The sequence below is a fragment of the Streptomyces sp. NBC_00158 genome (assembly GCF_045160885.1).
Classification (GTDB): Bacteria; Actinomycetota; Actinomycetes; order Streptomycetales; family Streptomycetaceae; genus Streptomyces.
Map to the genome: position 1 here is coordinate 2,670,856 of NZ_CP108161.1, position 21,805 is coordinate 2,692,660.

Consider the following 21,805-nt stretch of genomic DNA (forward strand, 5'->3'; position numbering starts at 1 on the left):
GGACCATGACTTCAGACGCCGCCGCCGTGTCGAGCGCCGCACCGGTCGCACCGGCCGTAACGGCAGGTCCGGAGGCCAAGCCGCTGATGCGCGGCTGGCTGCACACCGGGATGTTCCCCGCCGTGGTGATCGCCGGCCTGGTACTGATGGCCTTCACCGACTCGACGAGGGCCCGCGTCGCCTGCGGGGTGTACGTCCTCACCGCCTGTCTGCTGTTCGGCGTGAGCGCCGTCTACCACCGCGGCACGTGGGGGCCGCGCGGCGAGGCCGTCCTACGGCGGCTCGACCACGCGAACATCTTCCTGATCATCGCGGGCACCTACACCCCGCTCGCGGTACTGCTGCTGCCCGACTCCACCGGCAAGCCCCTGCTGTGGGCGGTGTGGATCGCGGCCGCGGCCGGCATCGCCTTCCGCGTCTTCTGGGTCGGCGCCCCGCGCTGGCTGTACACCCCGTGCTACATCGCGATGGGGTGGGCGGCCGTGTTCTTCCTGCCCGACTTCATGCGGACCGGCGGTATCGCCGTCCTCGTCCTGGTGATCGTCGGCGGTCTGCTCTACAGCGTGGGCGGGGTCATCTACGGGATGAAGCGCCCCAACCCCTCCCCCCGCTTCTTCGGCTTCCACGAGGTCTTCCACTCCTTGACGCTCGCGGCCTTCGTGGCCCACTACGTCGGCATCTCGCTGGCCGCGTACCAGGCCGCGTAGGCCGCTTAGGCCCCACGACACGGCCGGACCCGCCGTCAGCGGTGGCCGGAGACCGCCGTCCGCACGGACGCCGTGCCGTTCGGGGCGACCGGGTCGAAGGTGGCCGACGCCGCCTTCGCCACCGCCTCGACGGAACCCCCGGCCTTCGGGCGCACCGTGACGCGGAAGGTCCGCTTCTCCCCCGCGCGCAGCGTTCCCACGTCCCAGGTCAGCTCGTCGGCGGTGGGCCGCTTCGCCTGCGGGTGGGCGGAGACCGTGTACGCGCCGCGCGGCTTGGCCAGCCGTACGACCGTGCGGGCCGCGGCGGAGCCGCCGTGGTTGGTCACCGTCACGATGTAGGTGTACGCCTCGCCCGCGCGGGCCCTGCCCGGGGCGGCCAGCCGGACGGCCAGGTCGGCGGCCCGGCCCCCGACCTTCACCCGCCCGATCCGGTTGCCGAGCAGTTCCGTGAACCACATGTTCCCGTCGGGGCCGGCGGCGATGTGGAAGGGCGTGCTGTCCGGGTTCGGGTTGGGCACGGGGAACTCGGCGATCTTGCCGCCCGTGCCGATCCGCCCGATCCGGTTGACGTTGGACTCGCCGAACCAGAGGTTCCCGTCGGGGCCCGCCGCGATGCCGACCGGACCGCTGTTGCCGGTGGGCAACGGGAACATCCTGACCTGGCCGTGCCGGGTGATCCGCCCGATCGCGTTGGAGTTCGGGTCGGTGAACCAGAGGTTCCCGTCCGGCCCGGCGGCGATGTTGAAGGGGGCGCCGTCCGCGTTCGGCAGCGGGTACCCGGTGACCTTCCCGGACGGGGTGATCTTCCCGACCCGGTTGGTGGCGGGCTCGGTGAACCACAGGTTCCCGTCCGGACCGTTGGCGATCCGGTACGGGGCGCTCTCGGTGGCCGGCAGCGGGAACTCGGTGATCTTCCCGCCCGGGGTGATCCGCCCGATCCGCCCGGCGCCCGCCTCGGCGAACCACACGTTGCCGTCCGGCCCCCCGGTGATCCCGACCGGGTAGGAGTCGGACCGCGGCAGCGGGAACTCCTTGAGCTCGCCGCCCGCGGCGATGCGGCCGATCCGGTTGGTGCCGGGCTCGCTGAACCACAGCCGGTCGTCGGCCCCGGCGGCGATGTCGTCCGGGAAGCTGCCCTTGGGCAGGACGAACTCCTTGACCGCTCCCTCGGGGGTGATCCGCCCGATCCGGTCGGCGCCGTTCTCGGTGAACCACACGTTGCCGTCGGGCCCGGCGGTGACGCCGACCGGACCGCTGCCCGCGGTGGGCGGCTCGTACTCCGTGATCGTCCCGACGCCGTCCGCGGCCCGCGCCTCCCCCGCGAGCCCCGGCGGCCCGAGCAGGGCGCAGGCCAGCAGCACGGCGGAACACCGGCGGCGGCGCGGGGCGGAGGGAGCGGACGGGGCGGTCGCGGGCATGGGCGCGGAACCTTTCGACCGGAACGGGACGGGCCGGAAGAACCCAGCGCTCAGCGTAGGAGGACGGCCCGCCTCCCTCGCGGGACGACGGGCCGTCAAACGGGTGCACTTGGGGCGCTACGCGCTCAGCACGCGTAGCCGTCCTTGTCCGGGTCCAACCGCAGCGGATCGCTGCCGTTGACCTTCATCCGCTTCGGGAACTGGTGGGCGGCCAGCCACTCGCAGCGGTCCTTGGTCGTCTTCTTCACCTCCGCCGGGAAGGTTCCCGGTACGCAGACGCTCGCCGTTCCGTAGTGCCGGTCGCAGCCGGCCACGGTGGGCGCGACCGGGGCCGAGTCCCGCTGCGCGGGGTTGGCCTTGGGCGCGGCGAGCTTGTCGGCGAAGGAGTGCTCGTGCGGGGCGGGCAGCTGCTTGCCGTCCGTCTTGGCCGCCGCCGCCAGGGCGGGGGCCCCGCCCAGGTGGACCCAGGTCGCGACCGACGGGACGCCGTTCGCGTCGACCCCGAACAGCATGTACCAGCCGGGCGGCGCCAGGTTGGGGTTGCTGGTGACGTTGAGGTCGATGGTCTTGTTGTCGATCACCGTCATCGGCAGGTCCACGAACCGCTGGTTGGGGTCCGAGGAATGGGTGACCGCCGCCGGGCGGATCAGTTCCGCCTTGGCGATCGGCCGGTCGACGGTGATCCGCTGGGTGTCCCCGTACACCCACTCCGTGTCGATCACGGAGGTGAGCTTCGGGCGCGGCCCCTTGAACAGGTAGGGCGGGCTGTAGACGGACACCGCGTGGTTGTACGTGCCGTTGCCCGGGTTGTCGCCGACCGACATGACCCGCCCGTCGGGCAGCAGGAACGCCCCCGAGTGGTAGGTCCGCGGGATCGGGTCGGTGGCGAGGCCCGCCTGGTAGGTGTTGCTCGCCGGGTCGAAGAACGAGGACTCGAAGACCGGGTCGGCCCGGTCGTGGAGGCCGCCGCCGGTCTCCAGCACCTTGCCGTCGGGCAGCAGCACCGCCGAGACGTACATCTTGCCCTCGGCGCCGGTCTGCGGGCGCTTGCCCGTGCCGGTGTCGACGAGGCCCTGCGGGAGGTCGGGGCCCGCGGTGTAGGCGGGGCTCGGCTTCTTCAGGTCGATGATGTCGGTGAGCCGGTTGGCGGCCGGGTTGGTCTCGTTGTTGCCGCCGCCGACGGTCAGCACCCGCTGGTCCTGGGCCGGGGGCAGCAGGACGCTCGCCGACTCGTCCCTCTCGTCCTTCTTCCGCAGGCCGGGCACGTCCGTGATGGTGTTGGCGTCGTAGTCGTAGACCGAGGCGCCGGAGCCGGGCGTGCCGTTGCCGAAGGTGTGGCTGCCGGAGTAGAAGAGCCGGCCGTCCTGCATGAGGATCATCGACGGGTACAGGCCCCAGTACGACCAGGTCTGGTTGACCTCGTTCATCGGCAGCCACTTGTTCTGCGCCGCCGAGAACTTCTCCGCGGTGACGTTGCCCGTGGAGTCCTCCTTCAGCCCGCCGAAGGAGATCACGTCACCGTTGCCGAGGATGGTGGCGGACGGGTACCAGTGGCCGCCGTTCATGTCGTTGGTCTTCGTGTACGTCTCGGTGGCCGGGTCGAAGACGTAGCTGTCCTTCAGCCCCTGGTAGCCGATCTTCCCGTCGGCCGACGGGTAGCCCTTGTTGCCGCTCATCACCAGCACCCGGCCGTCGGCCAGCTGCACGTGACCCGAGCAGAACATGTCCACCGGCGTCGGGATCGTCTTCACGCTGCCCGCCACCGGGTCGTAGACGGCGGAGGTGAAGGTGCCCGCGTTGAACTGGGAGATGTCGTTGCCGGAGCCGGCGATCAGCAGCACCTTGCCGTTCTTGAGGACCACCGCGTGCATCGAGCGCACCGGGTTCTGGGTGCCCATCACCTCCCACTTGCCCTTGGCACACTGCTCGGCCGTGCCGGTGCAGGCGGGCCCCGGCGGGACCGCGCCCACCTCCTCCAGCGCGTAGTCGTCGGTGGTGAGGGTGCCCACGCCGTAGACGGACAGACCCCACGCGATCTTGTCGGTGTTCGGCGGTACGGCGGGCGTACGGACCTCCGTGCGCGCCCACGCCGCGCTGACCGGCGGGTTCTGCAGGTCGGTCCAGTACTGCCAGCCGGCGGTGGTGTCGTGCCGGAACACCGTCACCGACACGTCGGGGGTGTTCGACTTGTACCAGGCCGACAGGTCGTACTGCTTCCCCGGCACCACGGTCGGCGCGCAGGCCGCGTTCTCGGTGACCAGGGCCTTGCGGTCGCCGCTGACCCGGCGGGTCACCGACACCTTCATGGCCTTGGTGCCGCTGTGGGAGTCGGCGACGGTGGCGAAGGTGAAGTCGTTGTCGCCCCAGCCCGATTTCGACCAGCAGGAGGGCATGTCGGAGCCGGCCGGACCCGCGGTCTCGAAGCCGGGGTTGGTCAGCAGGTTCGGCGCCCCGGCCGTGGCCTGCTGGGGTGCGGTCAGGAGCAGGCAGGCGGTCATCGCGCCGACGGCGGTCAGGGCGGCCCGCCCCGACCCCCGTCGGATCTTCCTACGCATACACGGGTCCTTTCGGTACGGCTCAACTCCTGGTGGTGCGCGCCGCGCGTGGCCCGCGCGGCAGGTAGACGAGCGCTTCGGTGGCGGCGAAGCGCAGGACGAAGGTGGTGACCAGCGCGAGGGCGGTCGCGGGCAGCACCTCCATGCCGAAGCGGCCCACGAACAGCGCGATCACCGGGATGCGCAGCAGCAGGTCGGCGTTGGCGAGGAGGGCGAAGCGGCCGAGGCGGTCCGCCCAGTGGCGGTGGCGGCGCCGGTCGCGGAAGAGCAGCGTCTCGATGAAGAGGAAGTTCCACAGCACCCCGGCCTGGTTGGCGAGCACCTCGGCGGCGAGGTACTGCATTCCGGCGTGGGTGAGCAGCCAGAGCGCCAGCAGGTTGGGCACGAAGCCGGAGAGCCCGATCAGGCCGAAACCGATCATCCGCGCGAGGGGGCTCGCGGAGCGCAGGGCCGCGAGGTGCGTCAGGAAGCGCAGCCCTTCCCGGGCGGTGGACTTGGACTCGCCGACGAAGCGGTCCTGGAAGACGAAGGGGACCTCGGCGCGCCGCTCGGGGCGGCAGCGGACGGTGAGCTCCAGCAGGATCTTGTAGCCGAGGGGCTGGAGCGCCGCACTCGTCACGGCCGTGCGGCGGACGGCGAAGAAGCCGCTCATGGGGTCGCTGATGCCGCGCAGGGCGCGCGGGAAGAGGCCCTTGGCCAGCCAGGTCGCGGTGCGCGAGACGGCGACCCGGTAGCCGCCGGCGAGTCCGGCGCGGCTGCCGCCGGGCAGGTAGCGGGAGGCGACGACGAGGTCGGCGCCGGTGCGCTCGCCCTCGCCGACGAGTTCGGGGACCAGGTGGGGCGGGTGCTGGAGGTCGGCGTCCATGACGACGATCCAGTCGGAGCCGACCCGTTCGATCCCGGCGGCCACGGCCCCGCCGAGGCCCCCGTCGGGGTTGTCGCGGTGCAGTACGGAGACGGGGAAGGGGCAGTCGGCGGCGGCCTTGTCGATCGCGGCGGGGGTGTCGTCGGTGGAGTCGTCGACGAACAGCACCTCGAAGGAGTGCCGGTCGCCGACGGCCGCGCGGAGCCGGGCGAGCAGCTCCGCCACGTTCGCGGACTCGTTGAAGGTCGGGACGATCAGGGTGACGCCGCCGCCGGCCTCGTGACCATGGGCACGGGCCGGCGGAGCGTCGACTTCCGGATCATCCAGGGCATGCGGGGGCCACAGGTCCTCGCTCATCGTGGTTCAGCTCCCACTCTCGCGGTCGGTCCGGCGGATCTCGATACGGTCCTCGCCCGTACCGAAGACGGCGACCGCGGTCGAGTGCTCCAGAGCAGCCTTCACGTTGGGGAGGTTCGCCGCGTCGCGACGCACGGTGGGCGAGGAGACCACGTAGTCGATGTCCCGCCACCCCCGCGGCAGGGTCTTGGTGACGGCCGGGTCGAGGTCCGCCTTGTAGAACCAGATGGCGCCGTCCCCGGGTGCAAAACCGTGGTGAACAGCGTCGAGCCAGAGCGCGTCGTCGACGAGGACGCGGGTGTTCGCCGGGTCGGCGACCTCCCGGCCGAGCCAGGCCGCCGCCTGCCGGTAGGGGGCGTTGGCGTCGACGGTGAGGGCGGTGTGGTTGCCCTCGTACCAGCGCGGCAGCACGAACGCGGCGGCCGCCACGGCGAGTACGCCGACCAGCGCCCGGCGCGCGTACACCGCGCCCCGCCGCTCCCCCGGCGCACGCCGGCGGCGCAGTACGGCGTGCGTGACGCTGGCCGCGCCCCCGGCGAGGACCAGGGCCAGGAACGGCAGCGCCTGGATCACGTACATCGCCGGGAGGTAGCCGGAGGGCCGCATCGCGACCACGGCGAGGATCACGACGGCCAGGGCCGGCCCGGCGAGCGCGCGGGCGGTCACCGACCAGCGGTGGGTGGCCAGCAGCAGCACGGCACCGGCGAGCCCGCCGAGCGGCAGGACGGCGTCGTAGTACAGCCAGGACCGGAAGACCCCGTTCGAACCGGTGCCGGGGTCGAGGATGAAGCCGGAGCCGGGGCGGCTCATCTGGTAGGTGATGCCGTCGATGAGGGAGACGTGCCCGGCGCCGGGCAGCAGCTCGTTGTTGAGCAGCGCGAACAGCGGGTACGAGAGCCCTATCATCGCGCAGGCCGTTATCGCCCCGGTCACGGCGAACTTGCGGGTGTCGCGGTGGCTGTGGCGCCACATCGTCACCAGCAGCGCCGGGAGCACCACCAGCATCGTCTCCTTGGTCAGGACGGCGGTGGCGGCCGCCAGTCCCGAGCCGAAGTGGTGCCACAGGTGGCGGCTGGGGGACGCGGCCAGGCAGAAGGCCAGCAGCATCCACATCACGGCGAGGTTGTCGAGGAAGATCTCCCGCTGGAGGACCACCGACAGCGGCGACAGCCCGAACAGCCCCATCGCCAGCCCCGCCGCCCAGCGCGGCAGCCACAGCCGGCGCGCCAGCACGTACATCAGCACCGAGCTGGCGGCGGAGACGGCCAGCATCGAGAAGCGCATCGGCGCGACCGTCATCCAGTCGGGCACGAAGAGGGCGGGCAGGTACGTCAGGCCCGCGACCTGTATCCAGCCCAGCGGCGGATGGTCGTACCAGTACGTGTAGTGGGCCAGCCCGTCGCCCTGCTGGACCGCCCACGCCTGGGCGAGGTACGTGCCCTCGTCGTCGCTCAGGGTCGGGAAGTTGGTGATGTTCCAGCCCTGTACGAGGACGATCGCCAGCAGGATCACCCCGCACAGCAGCAGGTCCGGCCTGGAGGAGCGGAAGCGCACCATCGGGCGCGCGAACGCCGCCGGGCGCACCCCGAGACCGCCGCCGCCCCGGCCCCCGGGACCCGCAGGACCGGAGCCGCCGGAGCCGGGCGGACGGCGTACGGGCAGCAGCTGGGCGGTGTCGGTGCCGGTGGGGTCAGCCGGCTGGGGATCAGTGGCCGTGGGCAGGGTGGCGGTCACCGGAGGCTGTCCTCTCGGATCGGAGTGGCGGAGGCGGTGGCGGCGGAGCCGGCGGAGGCCCCGGGCACGGTGGAGGCACCGGAGGTGGCGGAGGTCAGGTGCGCGCCGGTGTGGCTGGTCAGCTCCCACTCGTTGCGGCCGCGCTGCTCGCGCCAGACCGCGCGGATCGCGGCGCCCGCCAGCAGCACCTGGTAGAAGGGGCCGCCCACGATGAGCTTCAGGTAGTGCGAGAACCGCACGCGCAGGCCGTACTGGCGGCCGAAGTCGTGCAGGCCGACGATCTCGAAGACGAACGTCACCATCGCCGTGATCATGGGGAGGAAGGTGATGATCGCGATGCCCACGGGCACGTCGAGGAAGAACGCCACCGCGAAGTTGACCGGGATGATCACCCCGGTGGCCGCCTGCATGAACGGGGTCATCAGGGTGTAGCGGGCCAGCCAGCGCTGCCCCCGGCCGGGCAGCTGCTGCCAGTCCTTCTTCCGGTAGACCTGCAGGAAGCCCTGGTTCCAGCGGGTGCGCTGCTTGAGCAGGCTCATCAGCGAGCCCGGGGTCTCCTCCCGCGTGACCATGTCGGAGTCGTACGCGACGACCACCTTCTTGCCCACCGACGACAGCCGCACGCCCAGGTCGCAGTCCTCGGCGAGGCAGTTCTGGTCCCAGCCCCCGGCCTCGCGCAGCACCGCGGTGCGCACGAAGACGGTGTTGCCGCCCAGCGGGATGAAGCCCTTCTCGGCGTGCAGGTGGAGACGGGAGCGGAACCAGAAGAAGTACTCCAGGCAGTTGCGCAGGCTGTACCAGCTGGAGTGGAAGTTGATCAGCTGCACCCCGCCCTGGACCACGTCCGCGCCGGTGGAGCGGAAGGCGTGGTCGACGTGGGTGAGCAGCTCCGGGTGGACCTGGTCCTCGGCGTCGAAGACCCCGACGATGTCGCCCCGGCAGTGCGGCAGGGCGGTGTTGAGGGCCTTCGGCTTGTTCTTGGTCTCGTTGTGGTCGACGACGACGCGCACCCGCTCGGGCGCGCGGACGGCGGCGCGCTCCGCGACGGCGGCCGTCTCGGGGTCGTCGTGGCCGACGATGACGATGATCTCGTAGTCGGCGTGGCTCGATTCGAGCAGCCGGTCGATGGTGTGCTCCAGCACGGCCTGCTCGTGGCGGGCCGGCAGCAGCAGCGAGAAGGCCAGCCGCCCGCCGCCGTCGGGGCTGTCGAAGCGGGTCGAGGCGAGCGTCTCGGGCGTCCGCCAGGCATGCATCTGCCACCACAGCGTGAACGCGGCCATCCAGAAGAGCGCCAGAGAAATGGCGGCAATAAAGACAGAGGTGAGCAAACTGTCCCCCACAGCCGAGCCGCACCCCAGGCGGCGATCGAAAACCCCCCGGTGACGACCCGGCCCCCCGGCCTGCCGCCCCCGCATCCCCCACGCGCGCACCCTCCGGCGCGCCGTCTCGTTGCTACCGAAGAACACGAGACTAGACAGTGAAAATGAAACTCAGGCGCCACTCGAATAAAAACCAAGTTTCCAAGTGACGCCCGAGCAACCGGAATTGACGCTACTCTGCCACAATCACGGATGAACCACACCCAACTGCTCAGCCAGTGAGACCAGTTCCGTCGTAGGCCGCGCGCAGACGAAGTGACGGCACACATACGCCGTCGGAAGGTCGCGCACGAGTGTGCGCTCGGCCAGAAGTGGGAACTCACCGCCGCTGCCGTCCGCCTTGCGCGGCAGACCGACCGCCACCACCGCCCCGGGAGCCGTCGCCAGCAACGCCGTCCGGTGCAGCGCGGCCGTCGCCGGATCCTCCGGATGACCCACCACGGCCACCTCGCGCGGCCCGTCGACCAGCGCCTCCGCGACCGCCAGTCCGTGCCCGATGAACCGCGGGGCGCGCGGCCCGAGCGCGTGCACCACCCCGAGCGCCCGCTCCGCCGCCTCCCGGTGCGGCGCCGAACCGGTGTGCGCGGCGTACGAGAGCAGCGCGCCGGCGGCCGCCGTCCAGCCCGACGGGGCCGCGGTGTCGGTGGGGTCCTGCGGCCTGCGGATGAGCTGCTCGGCGTCGTGCGCGGTGTCGTAGAGCGAGCCGTCCTCGGCGGTGAACCGGGCCATGACGAGGTCGACGAGGAACCCGGCGAATTCCAGCCACACCCCTTCCCCGGTGACGGAGGCCAGCGCCAGGAAGCCCTCGGCGACGTCGCCGTAGTCCTCCAGCACCCCGGCGTTGGCCCCGACCCGCCCGTCCTTGCTGGTCCGCGCCAGCCGGGCCATGCCGTCCATGTGCACGCGTACGAGCAGGTCGGCGGCCTCGATGGCCCGCTCGACCAGGTCGGGCCGCTCGAAGAAGGCCCCGCACTCGGCGAGCGCCGCGACGGCCAGCCCGTTCCAGGCGGCGACGACCTTGTCGTCCCGCCCGGGCGCCGGCCGCCGGCCGCGCGCGGCGAGCAGCCGCTCCTTGATGGAGTCGACCTTCCCGGCCTCCACCACGGGCCCGTCCTGGGGCAGTTGCAGCACGGACTTCCCGTGCTCGAAGGTCCCCTCCTCGGTGACCCCGAAGTACGCGGCGGCCAGCGCCCCGTCCTCCTCCCCCAGCACCTCGGCCAACTGCGCGGGCGTCCAGGCGTAGTACGCCCCCTCGACGTGCCTGCCGCTCAGCGGCTCCTCGCTGTCGGCGTCGAGCGCGGAGGCGAACCCCCCTTGCTCCGTCCGCAGTTCCCGCACCATGAAGTCGGCGGTCTCCAGCGCGACGCGCCGCGCCAGGTCGGAACCGGTGGCCCGCCACAGGTGCGCGTACACGCGGCACAGCAGCGCGTTGTCGTACAGCATCTTCTCGAAGTGCGGCACGACCCACTCCCGGTCCACGGAGTACCGCGCGAACCCGCCGCCGAGCTGGTCGTAGATCCCGCCCCGGGCCATGGCCTCACAGGTGTCGGCGGCCATCTGCAGGGCCCCCTCGGACCCGGTCCGGGCGTGGTGGCGCAGCAGGAACTCCAGCACCATGGACGGCGGGAACTTCGGCGCCCCGCCGAACCCGCCCCGCGCGGCGTCGTACTCCCGCGTCAGCCCGAGCAGCGCCCGCCCCAGCTCCTCGGGCCCGGGCAGCCCGGCCTTCCCGTAGTCCAGCTGCCGCCCGGCGAGGTCCCGCACGATCCGCTGCGCGACCTCGGCGACCTCCTCCCGCCGCCCGGTCCAGGCTGTCCGCACGCCTTCGAGGACCTGCATGAAGGAGGGCATCCCGTGCCGGGGCTCGGGCGGGAAGTAGGTCCCGAAGTAGAAGGGCTCGGCGTCGGGCGTGAGGAACACGGTCATGGGCCACCCGCCCTGCCCGGTCGCCGCCTGCACGGCCTCCATGTAGACGGCGTCGATGTCGGGGCGCTCTTCGCGGTCGACCTTGATGTTGACGAAGTGTTCGTTCAGATAGGCAGCGGCCAGCTCGTCCTCGAACGACTCGTGGGCCATGACGTGGCACCAATGGCAACTCGAGTAACCGACGCTGAGCAGCACCGGCACGTCCCGGTCCCTCGCCTCCGCGAACGCCTCCGGCGACCAGGGCCACCAGTCGACCGGATTGTCGGCGTGCTGGAGCAGGTACGGCGAGGTCTCGTTCGCGAGGTGGTTCGGCATGGGCCCAATCTAGCCCTCGGGGCAGGCTCCCCAGGCATCGCCGTGAGACAACGAAATCCGTAGCCGTCCAGCATCTGGATACCGATTTCCGTCACCTGATCGACAGTTGACGAAAGAAACCGAAGAGTAGGGCTTGTATCTCCACTTCGGCGTCGGCAAGATCGGCCCCCTGTGACACGGCCGGAAGGGGCAGCGCGTTGGGCAGGAGGGGCGGGAACGGTGGCGGGGGTGAGCTGCGGGCCGGGGCGTTCGGGACGTTCGACGCCGTCGTCATGGCCGTCGGGGGGTGCGGGCCCGCGTACACCGTCGCCGCGACGGTTCCCGCACTCGTCGCCACCGTCGGCCTCGCCGGGCCCGCCGTGCTGCTGTACTGCGCGCTCCCGACCATCGGGATCGCGCTGGCCTTCCGCCACCTCGGGCGCCTCGACGTCAACGCCGGGGCCAGTTACGCGTGGGTGGCGCGGGCGCTGCACCCCTTCCTCGGGTTCCTGAGCGGCTGGGCCCTCGTGGTCTCCGCGACCGTGTTCCTCGTCGCCGCCACCCGGCCCGCCGGCAGTGCCGTGCTCGGCCTGGTGGTGCCCGCTCTGGCCGGGCGGGCGGGGCCGGCGACGGCGGTGGGTGCGGGGCTGTTCGTACTCATGGCGGTCGTGGTGGCGCTCGGTGCGCGGATCGGCCCGTACGCGCGCAGGATCATCACCGGTACGCAGCTCGCGCTGCTGCTGTCCTTCGCCGTCGCGGCGCTCGCCACCGACCGGCCCAGGACGGAGTTCTCGGCGTCCTGGTTCGGCTTCGGCCACTTCGACACCGCGCACGGCTTCGTCGCCGGGGCGCTGGTCGCCGGGGTGATGTACGCGGGCTGGGACGTGGAGAGCAACCTCAACGAGGAGACGCGCGGCGGCCGTCGGGGGTTCGGGCTGGGCGGGCTGATCGGGGTGGTGGTGTCGTTCGTGGTGTTCTCGCTGTTCACCGTCGCCACCGTCCGGCTGATCGGCGTGGACGCGGTGCGCAGGAACCCCGACGGGTTCCTGTCCGAGCTGGGCGAGGCCGTGTGGCCCGGCTGGGGCGGGCGGCTGCTGGTGCTGGCGGTCGTGCTGTCGACGGTGGCCACGCTGGAGACGGCGCTGCTGCAGGCGACGCGGACGCTGTTCGCGATGGGCCGCGACCGTACCCTGCCTTCCGTGCTGGGGCGGATCCACCGGGAGTGGGGGACGCCGGCCGTGGCCACCGGGTGGATGGCGGGTGTGGCGCTGCTGGTGGTGGCGGTCGCCGCCACGGCCGGTTCGGGTGCGCAGTTCGTGCGCGACGCGGTGAGCGGGATCGGGCTGCACATCGCCTTCTACTACGCGATGGCGGGCCTCTCGGCGGTGGTGGCGTACCGCAGGGTGCTGTTCCGGTCGGCCGGGAACCTGCTCTTCGTCGGGGTGTGGCCGCTGGCGGGGGCGCTGTTCATGGGCTGGGTGTTCGTGGTGTCGCTGCCGGAGCTGACGGGGAGCGCGCTGGCGATCGGGCTGGGGGCGCTGGCGCTGGGGCTGGTGCCGATGTTCGCGGCGTGGCTGCGGGACCTGCCGTACTTCGGCCCCCGGCCGCTGGATCCCGGGCAGCCGGCCGTCGGGGGCGAGCTGCACGCGGCCGCCCATGCGGGGCGCCGGCGGGACGGCGTCCTGAGCGACTTCTGACGTACCGCCCGCGGCCCCCGGCCCGGCCCCTTATCGAGGAGTACGCATGTCAGCGTGGCTGCGCCGTCGGCGGTCCGGTGCCCCGGACTACGATCCGGCGTTCGGTGACCGGGCCCTGGAAGAGGGCTGCCAGGACATGGCGATGGGCCGCTGGGAGGGTGCCCGGGACCTGCTCGCGGGGCATCCGCGTGAGGACTGGGACCGGCGTGCGCACCGCATCCGGCTGCTGGCGGACGCGGCGGCGGACCGGCACACGGTGGACGTGTGGCACGCGTCGGACCCCTCGGACCCGGACGCGGCGGTGCTGCGGGCGGAGACCGAGGTGATGCGGATGTTCGCGGTGGCGCGCGGCGGGGCGCTGCCGGCGCGCGGGGCGCTGGACCGGGCCTCGGAGCTGTGCCTGCGGGCGGCGGGGCTGGCTCCGGGGGACCCGCACCCGTACGTGTCGCTGGTGGCGCTGGCGCGGCTGTACGAGGGCGGTGACCCGAACCTGGGGCACTGGTGGAGGGAGCTGCGGGCCCGGGATCCGTTCCACCGGGAGGGTCATCACCAGGCGCTGCGGTACTTGTCGGCGCGGTGGCACGGTTCGCACGGGGAGGCGTACAACTTCGCCTGGGACACGGCCGTGTACGCGCCGGTCGGCTCGCCGCTGGCGGTGCTGCCGCAGGTGGCGCGGGCGGAGCAGTTCCGGTACGCGCAGGAGGAGCAGGGGCGTTCGGCGATCGGGCTGGCCACGCACTGGAGCGGGGGGCGGGCGCAGTGGGACCTGCGGGAGGCCCTGGAGAAGTGGCTCGGGGGCCGGGCGGTGGCGTACGCGCAGGACGTGGCGGACCTGAACCATCTGGCGCACGGGCTGGTGCACGCGGGGATGGAGGCGGAGGCGGGGCCGGTGTTCGCGTTGCTGGAGAACCGGGCGACGCGGGTGCCGTGGTCGTACACGGGGGACGCGGAGGGCTCGTTCGTCCGGTGGCGGGACCGGGTCCTGGGGTCCTGAGGAGGATCGCGCGTCCGGCTCGTCCCGCGCCGGGGGCTCCGGGGCGTACATATATGCACGCGGTTGTCCGTCGGGCCTCCAACTCCCTCTGAAATAGCTCAGATTCCTCGCGCTCCGGACTGTCCCGCAGGACACTTGGCGCACGTTTCCGGAGCTCTCCGAGGAGGATGCCGATGCGGGACAGCCATCGTGTCGAGGCCGAACGGGTGCTGGCCCGGGCCGTCGAGGAGGAGGTCCGGCGGGCGGGTTCGGGGGATCCCGAGGCGTTGCTCGCGCGCGGGCGGGAGGCGCTGGACGGGATCGCGGCGGCGGCCGGCGAGGAGTACGCGGCGTACGTGGCGGCGCTGGACGAGGCCGCCGCCGGGGAGCAGTCCCTCGGGGAGGCGTTCCGGCGGGGCAACACCGGGGCGTCGCTGTTCGTGACGGGCGTCGCCGCGGCCGCCGCCGTCGGGGCGGACCTGGCGTTCGGGGTGGACGCGGGGACGGCGTTCAGCGCGGGCATCGTCGTGGGCGTCGCGGGGGCGGCGGCGACGGTGGCCAAGGTGACGGCCCTGCACGTGCCCGCGGCGAACCGCCGTGCCGGGGCGGCCGGCCGGCCGGGCGGGCCGGAGCAGCTGCGGTTGCAGTGGCTGACGGCGCTGGAGGTGCGCGGGATCCGGCCGTTCCTGGAGCAGGAGCGGGCGGTGGCGGCGGCTTCGGTACGGGGTCCCGTGCGCGGGCGCGTCGCGAACGGGGCGCCGGTCAACGGCACCGGCACCGGCGCGGCGGCGAAGGTGCGCTCCGGGGACCGCAGCGCGGAGGCGCGGCGGCGCAGCATGCTGGAGCAGTCGTTCGGGCAGCTCCCGGACGCGGACGCGCTGTTCACGGGCCGGCGTGCCGAGCTGACCCGGATCGCGCAGTGGGTGCAGGCGGCGCGGGCCAGTACGGAGACCCGGCCGGTGGTGGTCGTGCTGCACGGCGAGCCGGGGGTGGGGCGTACGGCGCTGGCGCTGCGGGCGGCGCACGCGCTGCGGGACCAGTTCCGCGGGGCGTGCGCGGTGGACCTGCGGGGCGGGGCCACGGGTGCGGGCGAGGCGCCGTTGTCGACGCGGGAGGCGCTGCTGCACCTGCTGAACCGGCTGGGGGCGCCGCGCGAGCAGCTGTTGTTCCGTGAGGGGGCGTCGGCCCAGGCGCAGGTGCGCCGGCTGACGGAGCTGTACCACCAGCACCTCCAGGGGTTCCCGGTGACGGTGGTGCTGGACGACACGGTGGACGTGCGCCAGGTGCGGGCGCTGGTGCCGGAGCGGTCGGAGAGCCTGGTGCTGGTCACGGCGCGGGAGCCGCTGGAGCTGCCCGCGGACCTGGGGGCGTGGGTGTACCAGCTGCCGGTGGTGCGCCTGGCGCAGGCGGAGGCGGCCGAGGTGCTGCGGGCCGGGGCGCGGGCGGCGGGCGAGGCCGCTCCGGAGGGGGCGGCGCTGGAGGGGCTGCTGGAGCTGGGGGCGGGGCTGCCGCTGGCGTTGCGGGTGCTGGCTCCGCTGGGGTCGGCGCGGGCCTCGGACGGTGGTGGGGGCGGCGGGCTGGAGCACGCCCTGGAGCTGGCCTACGTACGTCTGCCGGAGGAGCGGCGCCGGCTGCTGCGGCGCCTGACGCTGGCGGGGCGGGCCTCACTGGGGGCGGCCGCGGCGGCGGCGCTGGCGGGCGCGGACCGGGTGGAGGCCGGGCGGCTGCTGGGCGAGCTGGCCCGGGCGGGCCTGCTGGACCTCGTGCGCGGGGAGCGGTACCGGATGCACGACGCGGTGCGCTCGTACGCGGCGGCGCGGCTGGCGGCGGACGAGGACCGGGCGGAGGCGGCGGCCGCGCACGAGCGGCTGGTGCGGGACTACGCGAAGCTGGCGGACTCGGTGATCCGGATGGTCGACGGGAAGATGTCGACCCGGGCCAACCACTTCGGGGGGCACGGTTTCTCCTCGCTGGACGCGGCGCTGCGCTGGCTGGACGAGGAGTCGAGCTTCATCACGGCGGCGCTGCGGCATTCGGAGGGGGTGGACCAGCAGGCGGTGCTGGACCTGCTGGGGGCGCTGTGCGACTTCTGTCTGCTGCGCGGGGACCTGTACCGGCTGGGTGAGATCAACGAGCTGACGCGGGCGGTGGACCAGGGGCGGCTGAACCGTTCGGTGCAGTGGCGTACGGGTATCGCGGCGCGGCAGCTGGGCGAGCTGGACAAGTCGCGTACGACGCTGACGTCGCTGGTGGACCAGTACCGGGAGGCGCAGCAGGAGGCGGGTGCGGGGATGGCGCTGGTGTCGCTGGGGATCACCCTGCACCACCAGGGCAACCTGCCGGAGGCGGCGGCGCGGATCCGGGAGGCGCTGGTGCTGCAGGAGCCGGAGGAGCTGGCGGGGGACCGGGCGTGGGCGCTGCACGCGCTGGGGGCGGTGGAGCGGGACCGGGCGCGGCTGGGGGAGGCGGTGGCGCTGCTGGAGCGGTCGCTGGAGCTGCACCGGGAGAGCGAGAGCGTGCACGGTGAGGCGTGGGCGCACTTCCAGCTGGGGCAGGTGTACCTGCGGACGGGTGAGGTGGTGCGGGCGGAGGAGGAGCTGCGGCTGGCGCTGGGTCTGTACGGGCGGACGCGGGACGACCGGGGCGAGGCGTGGGCGCTGACGCAGCTGGGGCGGGCCCGGGTGGTGGACGGTGATCCGGAGGCGGCGCTGGAGCGGCTGCGGGACGCGCTGGCGCGGCACCGGCTGGCGGAGGACGCGCGGGGCGAGGCGTGGACCCTGTACTACCTGGGGCAGGCGCTGGAGGAGGACGGGGAGCGGGACCGGGCGGTGCGGGAGCTGGAGCGGGCCCGGACGATGTTCTCGCGGATGCGGGACGTGTACGGGCTGGCGCACGCCCGCTACCACTCGGGGCGGGTGACGCGGGACCAGCGGGCGGCGCAGACGGGGAACCTGCGCAATTCGGGGTTCGCGCGGCAGCTGCTGGTGGACGCGCGGGCGGACTTCCGGCGGATCGGGCTGGCGCACGGGGAGGGGTGGACCTGTGTGGAGCTGGCGGTGATCGACGCGGGGAACGGGCGGGTGCCGCAGGCTGTCGGGCTGTGCGAGGACGCGGTGCGGCTGTTCGTGTCGTACGGGGACCGGCGCGGGGAGGACTGGGCGCGGTTCCTGAGGTGCACGATGCTGCCGTACGCGGGCGCGGGCGATTCGGCGGTGGAGGAGGCGCGGGCGGAGCTGGCCCGGCTGGCGGCGGCTCCGCATCCGCTGCGGGACGGCCGGCTGGAGGACTGCCTGGAGACGTACGGGGTGGTGCTGGCGCGGGGGGTGGACCCGGCGGAGGGCTGGCAGGCGTGGCGGCTGGGCCTGGTCCCGAACCTGCGGGCCCGCGAGATCATGGGCGTGTCCCTGCCAAGGCCCTAGCCGGGCGGGCGCCGGAGGTCACGGCCGCGCCGGCCGCCGCGACCCCGGCCGGGCGGTGTCGGGCGGTGCCGGGCGTGCGCGTGCCGGTCCGCGGCGCGGCCACCCGCCGGGCGGTGCGGCCCGCGCCCCGGCTCCGCCGGCGGCGCGGCGGCGTACGCGCGAGCGCCGTCCCGCCCGGTCGTGCCGGGCGGGACGGCGCCCGCGCGCCGTGTCGCGGGGTCCCTAGGGGGTGTCGGCGGCGGGGGCCGCCGGGGCGGCGGCGCCGCGCTCGGGGGCTTCCTCGAAGTCGACGCGGCCCATGTGCTTGCTCATCGACTTCATCAGCACCCACACGCCAAGGGCGAGGGCGGCGAACACGACGAACCCGAGGAGGCCCGGGGTCACCTTGTTCTTGTCGAAGGTGTCGGCGGCCAGCGGAAGGAGCTGGGTGACTGCTGCCTGCGTAGCGCTCATGGCTAAGCATTCTCCCGGATGCCCGCGAAGAGGTCGGACTCGGGGAGGGAGGTGTCGACGAACGACTTGGCGAGCTCGTACTCCTCGGTGGGCCAGACCTCCTTCTGGATCTCCATGGGGACGCGGAACCAGCCGCCGTCCGGGTCGATCTGGGTGGCGTGCGCGATGAGGGCCTTGTCGCGGATCTCGAAGAAGTCGGAGCAGGGGACGTGCGTGGTCAGCGTCCGCTCCTTGCGCTCGAACTCCTTCCAGCGCTCCAGCCACTCGCCGTAGGGGGATTCCAGGCCGCGGGAGAGGAGGGCCTCGTGGAGCGCGACGGTGCGCGGCTTGTTGAAGCCCTGGTTGTAGTAGAGCTTCTGCGGCTGGTACGGGGCCCCGTACTCGGCCTCGGGGAACTTGTCGGTGTCGGCCGCACCGTCGAAGGCCACCATCGTGATCTTGTGGGTCATGATGTGGTCGGGGTGCGGGTAGCCGCCGTTCTCGTCGTAGGTGGTGACGACCTGCGGCTTGAAGGCGCGGATCTTCTTCACCAGCTCGCCGGCGGCCTCCTCCACGTCCGCGAGGGCGAAACAGCCCTCGGGGAGCGGGGGCAGCGGGTCGCCCTCGGGGAGGCCGGAGTCGACGTAGCCGAGCCATTCCTGGTCGATGCCGAGGATCTCGCGGGCCTCGTCCATCTCCTTGGCGCGCACCTCGTGGATGTTCTCCTCGATGTACTTGTCGCCCTGGAGCTTGGGGTTCAGCACGGAGCCGCGCTCACCGCCGGTGCAGGTGACCACGAGCACCGGCACCCCCTCGGACACGTACTTGGCCATCGTGGCCGCGCCCTTGCTCGACTCGTCGTCGGGGTGGGCGTGGACGGCCATCAGTCGAAGCTGCTCGGTCAAGACAGGATCCTCTGTGATTCGGCGCGACGGTCAGCCTCTATATTGACCGAATCGGGGGTTGGAAAATTCCTGGGTGCCCCACCCCTCCCCGACGAGAGGAAACGATCATGAGCGCGGTGCGCGAAGGCCTCCCCGAAGGCCGGTACGGCCGGTCGGCGGACGAGCGCGCGGACCGGAAGCTGAAGATCGTCGGATCGGTCCTCGGGGTCGGGCTGCTGGCCGTGGTCGGCTGGATCGGCTGGGACTACGTCGGCGGGCAGAGCGTCAGCGCCGAGGTGATCAAGTTCCAGATCGTCTCCGACAGCGAGGTCAAGGTGCACCTGGAGGTCCGCAAGGAGGCCTCGGTCACCGGCGTGTGCACCCTCAGCTCGCAGGACGAGCAGCACGGCGAGGTGGGCCGCGCGGACTTCACGTTCGGGCAGGACGCGAAGCGGGTGGACGAGATGGTCACCCTGAAGACCACCGGGCGCGCCACGATGGTGGAACTGGTCGGCTGCCAGCCGGCCGGCACCAAGGGCTGACGCCCCCGGCGCCGCGCACCCGGCGCGTGAGGCCCGGGGCCCGGAGCCACAGGACCCTGCCGCCGGCCGGCCCGGCGGCCGCGGGCTCGGGAGGCCGGCCCGTGAAGGACCCAGGGGCGGAATCCGGCCCACAGGGCCCGGCGCGCGTCTTTGATCATGCCGAGCGCCCCCGCCTAGCATGGACATGCCACTCCCCCGCGCCCTGTCCAGCCGACGGAAGACATCCATGCGCCTCCAGCGGATATTCACCGCGACCGCAGCCCTCGCCGCGCTCACCACCCTCGCCACCGCCTGCGAGGACTCCGCCAAGCCGGCCAAGGCGGCCGCGAGCCCCGCCGCGAGCCCCTCGGCGACCGCCGGAGCCTCCGCCGCCCCCACCGCCACCGCAGCCGGCGCCGGCGCCGGCGCCGCGCCGGCCACGCTCGCCGAGGCCCAGGCGTACGTGCAGAAGTACACCTCCTGCGAGGACCTGAGCAGCGACCCGAACGACAGCCGGGTGAACCTCAACGGGTACACCCCTGTCGGCACCTCGGGCATCACCGCGCGCGGCGTCTGCTCGGACAAGAAGCAGCAGGGCGAGATCGTCCTCTCCATGGTCTCGGACATGAAGGCCCACCAGCAGGCCGAGAAGGACCACGTCACCAAGCGGCTCGACGAGGGCTACTGGGACGCGGGCCTCTACGACCCGGTCCTCTACGGCAAGACCTTCACGGTCACCGCGCAGAAGACCGGGACCAACCTGGCCCTCGTCAAGTCGGACCTGCGCGCGCTGGTCTGCAACCCGGACTTCACCGTGCCGGAGGGCTACAAGAAGGAGAAGGCCCTCGTCGAGGGCTGCGTCCTGACCGACTTCGTCAACACCCGGGACGGCAAGGGCAGCCCCGTGAAGGGCCCGGCCCTCCCGCGCGCGGGCAGCATCGAGGAGCTCCGCAAGCTCGTCAGCCCGAAGGCGGTCGACTGCACGGAAATGCTGGTCACCAACGAGCACGTCGCGTCCATCGACTACCTGCCGGTCGTCGGCCGCGACGTCCAGGGCGCGGGCGTCAAGCAGCGGGCGGTCTGCGGGCAGCTCGGCGGGGCGACGCGCGCGCACAACCTGAACTGGCTGGACCTCGTCGCCGACATGAAGGCCCTCCAGACCGTGTCCAAGGATTCACAGCTCGCCGAGGTGGGGCACCAGCGCAAACTCACCCAGAGCAAGCTGATGGTCGGCACGAACATCGCCGTGGAGAGCAACAACCCGGCCGTCCGCAAGGAGCTCTACAAGCTCGGGTTCCTGCGCGTGGACTGCGAGCCCGCCTTCAGCGCGCCCGCCGGCTCCCGGATCCAGAAGGCCCAGGTCGACGGCTGCGTCCTGACCGACTTCGAGCGCCCGACGAGCTGACAGCTGACAGACGGCCGCCCGGAGCGTGCACGGCGCGCCCCGGGCGGGGTATCGACTGGGGTGTCACGCCGACCGCGCACCAGCAGCGCCGGCAGCGAACCCCAGGAGCCGCCATGTCACTGTTCATCCCGGATTTCGACGACTCCGTCGTCGTCCGCGCCGCCGACGCGGAGGATATCCACTACGGGCCCGACTCCTCCCTGCGGCTGCTCGCCGACAGCTCCACGGGCGGCGGGTTCCTGTCCACCATGCGCGTGAGCCTCAAGGCGGGCTCCGACGGCGCCCGCCCGCACCACCACGGCCGGTCCGCCGAGATGTTCTACATGATCGACGGGACGGCCCAGCTGCTGGCCGGCGACAAGGTGGTCACCGCCGAGGCCGGCGACCTGGTCATCGTGCCGCCGGGTCAGCAGCACGCCTTCGCCGCCGCGCCCGGGGAGAGCGCCGAGATGCTGGTGGTCATCACCCCGGGCGTGGAGCGGTTCGAGTACTTCCGCCACCTGGAGCGCATCAGGTACGGGAAGGTGCCGCCGGAGAGCCTGCTGGAGGTCCAGGACCTCTACGACACGTACTTCGGGACCAGCACCGTCTGGGAGGGCGCCCGCACTCCAAGGACCCAATGACACACTTCATACACATGGTGTCCTCCCCCTTTTCTTCCCGAATTGTTAGGCTCGTGGTTTCGCCCGCCGCTGGCGGCTTTGTAGTCCCCTGTACCGACGAGGAGCACCCGTGACCCAGACGAGCGAGAGCGTCACCTGGCTGACCCAGGCGGCGTACGACCAGCTGAAGGCCGAGCTGGACTACCTCTCTGGTCCCGCCCGCACGGAGATCGCCATGAAGATCGCGGCTGCCCGCGAGGAGGGCGACCTGCGCGAGAACGGCGGTTACCACGCGGCCAAGGAGGAGCAGGGCAAGCAGGAGCTGCGCGTGCGCCAGCTCACGCAGCTCCTGGAGAACGCCAAGGTCGGCACGGCCCCCGCCGCGAGCGGCGAGGTCGCGCCGGGCACCCTCGTCACGATCGCCTTCGACGGCGACGAGGACGACACCCTGGAGTTCCTGCTGGCCTCCCGCGAGTACGCGTCCTCCGACTTCGAGACGTACTCGCCGCAGTCCCCGCTGGGCGCGGGCGTGAACGGCAAGAAGGTCGGCGAGGACGCCCAGTACGAGCTCCCGAACGGCAAGAAGGCCACGGTCAGGATCCTGGCCGTCAAGCCCTTCAACGGCTGATCACCCCCC

16 protein-coding genes are annotated in these 21,805 nt (G+C 72.6%); 8 read left to right on the forward strand and 8 right to left on the reverse strand.

Annotated elements, in window-relative coordinates:
• Positions 1-5 precede the first annotated feature (5 nt).
• Complete coding sequence (locus OG553_RS12060) at positions 6-707, forward strand: hemolysin III family protein (RefSeq protein ID WP_405978993.1); 702 nt, start codon at positions 6-8, stop codon at positions 705-707.
• Between the two features lie 35 nt (positions 708-742).
• Here the strand turns inward: OG553_RS12060 and OG553_RS12065 are convergent, their stop codons facing one another.
• The 6 genes from OG553_RS12065 to OG553_RS12090 all read right to left on the reverse strand — a co-directional run bounded on the left by OG553_RS12065 (position 743) and on the right by OG553_RS12090 (position 11,256).
• The gene (locus tag OG553_RS12065; protein WP_405978994.1) at positions 743-2,125 is read right to left on the reverse strand and encodes a hypothetical protein; all 1,383 of its coding nucleotides are present in this window, start codon (positions 2,123-2,125) and stop codon (positions 743-745) included.
• Between the two features lie 125 nt (positions 2,126-2,250).
• Positions 2,251-4,680, reverse strand: coding sequence for a galactose oxidase-like domain-containing protein (locus OG553_RS12070; protein WP_405978995.1), 2,430 nt, complete (start codon positions 4,678-4,680; stop codon positions 2,251-2,253).
• Between the two features lie 22 nt (positions 4,681-4,702).
• Positions 4,703-5,902, reverse strand: a complete 1,200-nt coding sequence (locus tag OG553_RS12075; RefSeq protein WP_405978996.1) for a glycosyltransferase — start codon at positions 5,900-5,902, stop codon at positions 4,703-4,705.
• A 6-nt stretch (positions 5,903-5,908) separates the two neighbouring features.
• Complete coding sequence (locus OG553_RS12080; RefSeq protein WP_405978997.1) at positions 5,909-7,636, reverse strand: ArnT family glycosyltransferase; 1,728 nt, start codon at positions 7,634-7,636, stop codon at positions 5,909-5,911.
• Positions 7,633-8,964 (reverse strand): glycosyltransferase, encoded by a 1,332-nt coding sequence (locus tag OG553_RS12085; protein WP_405978998.1) that lies wholly within the window; start codon positions 8,962-8,964, stop codon positions 7,633-7,635. The genes OG553_RS12080 and OG553_RS12085 overlap by 4 nt, the downstream gene beginning before the upstream one ends.
• Before the next feature lie 237 nt (positions 8,965-9,201).
• Positions 9,202-11,256: a thioredoxin domain-containing protein gene (locus OG553_RS12090; protein ID WP_405978999.1), complete on the reverse strand. Its 2,055-nt coding sequence runs from the start codon at positions 11,254-11,256 to the stop codon at positions 9,202-9,204.
• Positions 11,257-11,453: 197 nt separating this feature from the next.
• On the opposite strand from OG553_RS12090, the gene OG553_RS12095 reads away from it, so the two are divergent.
• The 3 genes from OG553_RS12095 to OG553_RS12105 all read left to right on the forward strand — a co-directional run bounded on the left by OG553_RS12095 (position 11,454) and on the right by OG553_RS12105 (position 17,324).
• On the forward strand, positions 11,454-12,932 hold the full coding sequence (locus OG553_RS12095) for an APC family permease (RefSeq protein WP_405979000.1): 1,479 nt from the start codon (positions 11,454-11,456) through the stop codon (positions 12,930-12,932).
• A gap of 46 nt (positions 12,933-12,978) precedes the next feature.
• Positions 12,979-13,926 carry a hypothetical protein gene (locus OG553_RS12100; RefSeq protein WP_405979001.1) on the forward strand — a complete coding sequence of 316 codons (948 nt, stop codon included), beginning with the start codon at positions 12,979-12,981 and terminating at the stop codon, positions 13,924-13,926.
• Positions 13,927-14,099: 173 nt separating this feature from the next.
• Positions 14,100-17,324, forward strand: a complete 3,225-nt coding sequence (locus OG553_RS12105; protein WP_405979002.1) for a tetratricopeptide repeat protein — start codon at positions 14,100-14,102, stop codon at positions 17,322-17,324.
• Positions 17,325-17,546: 222 nt separating this feature from the next.
• On the opposite strand, the gene OG553_RS12110 is transcribed toward OG553_RS12105, so the two are convergent.
• Both OG553_RS12110 and mca read right to left on the reverse strand, forming a co-directional pair.
• Entirely contained in the window at positions 17,547-17,777 is a 231-nt protein-coding gene (locus tag OG553_RS12110; protein ID WP_405979003.1) for a hypothetical protein, read from the reverse strand.
• Between the two features lie 2 nt (positions 17,778-17,779).
• On the reverse strand, positions 17,780-18,661 hold the full coding sequence (gene mca / locus OG553_RS12115; RefSeq protein ID WP_405979004.1) for a mycothiol conjugate amidase Mca: 882 nt from the start codon (positions 18,659-18,661) through the stop codon (positions 17,780-17,782).
• A gap of 107 nt (positions 18,662-18,768) precedes the next feature.
• Here mca and OG553_RS12120 point away from each other — a divergent pair, with 107 nt between their 5' ends.
• The 4 genes from OG553_RS12120 (at position 18,769) to greA (ending at position 21,796) form a co-directional block, all read left to right on the forward strand.
• Positions 18,769-19,182 (forward strand): DUF4307 domain-containing protein, encoded by a 414-nt coding sequence (locus tag OG553_RS12120; RefSeq protein WP_385771811.1) that lies wholly within the window; start codon positions 18,769-18,771, stop codon positions 19,180-19,182.
• A gap of 226 nt (positions 19,183-19,408) precedes the next feature.
• A complete protein-coding gene (locus OG553_RS12125) occupies positions 19,409-20,566 on the forward strand; it encodes a hypothetical protein (RefSeq protein ID WP_405979005.1) in 1,158 nt (385 codons plus the stop codon).
• A gap of 113 nt (positions 20,567-20,679) precedes the next feature.
• Complete coding sequence (locus OG553_RS12130) at positions 20,680-21,189, forward strand: cupin domain-containing protein (protein WP_405979006.1); 510 nt, start codon at positions 20,680-20,682, stop codon at positions 21,187-21,189.
• A 109-nt stretch (positions 21,190-21,298) separates the two neighbouring features.
• Positions 21,299-21,796, forward strand: coding sequence for a transcription elongation factor GreA (gene greA, locus OG553_RS12135; protein ID WP_125814764.1), 498 nt, complete (start codon positions 21,299-21,301; stop codon positions 21,794-21,796).
• The last annotated feature ends 9 nt before the right edge of the window (positions 21,797-21,805 follow it).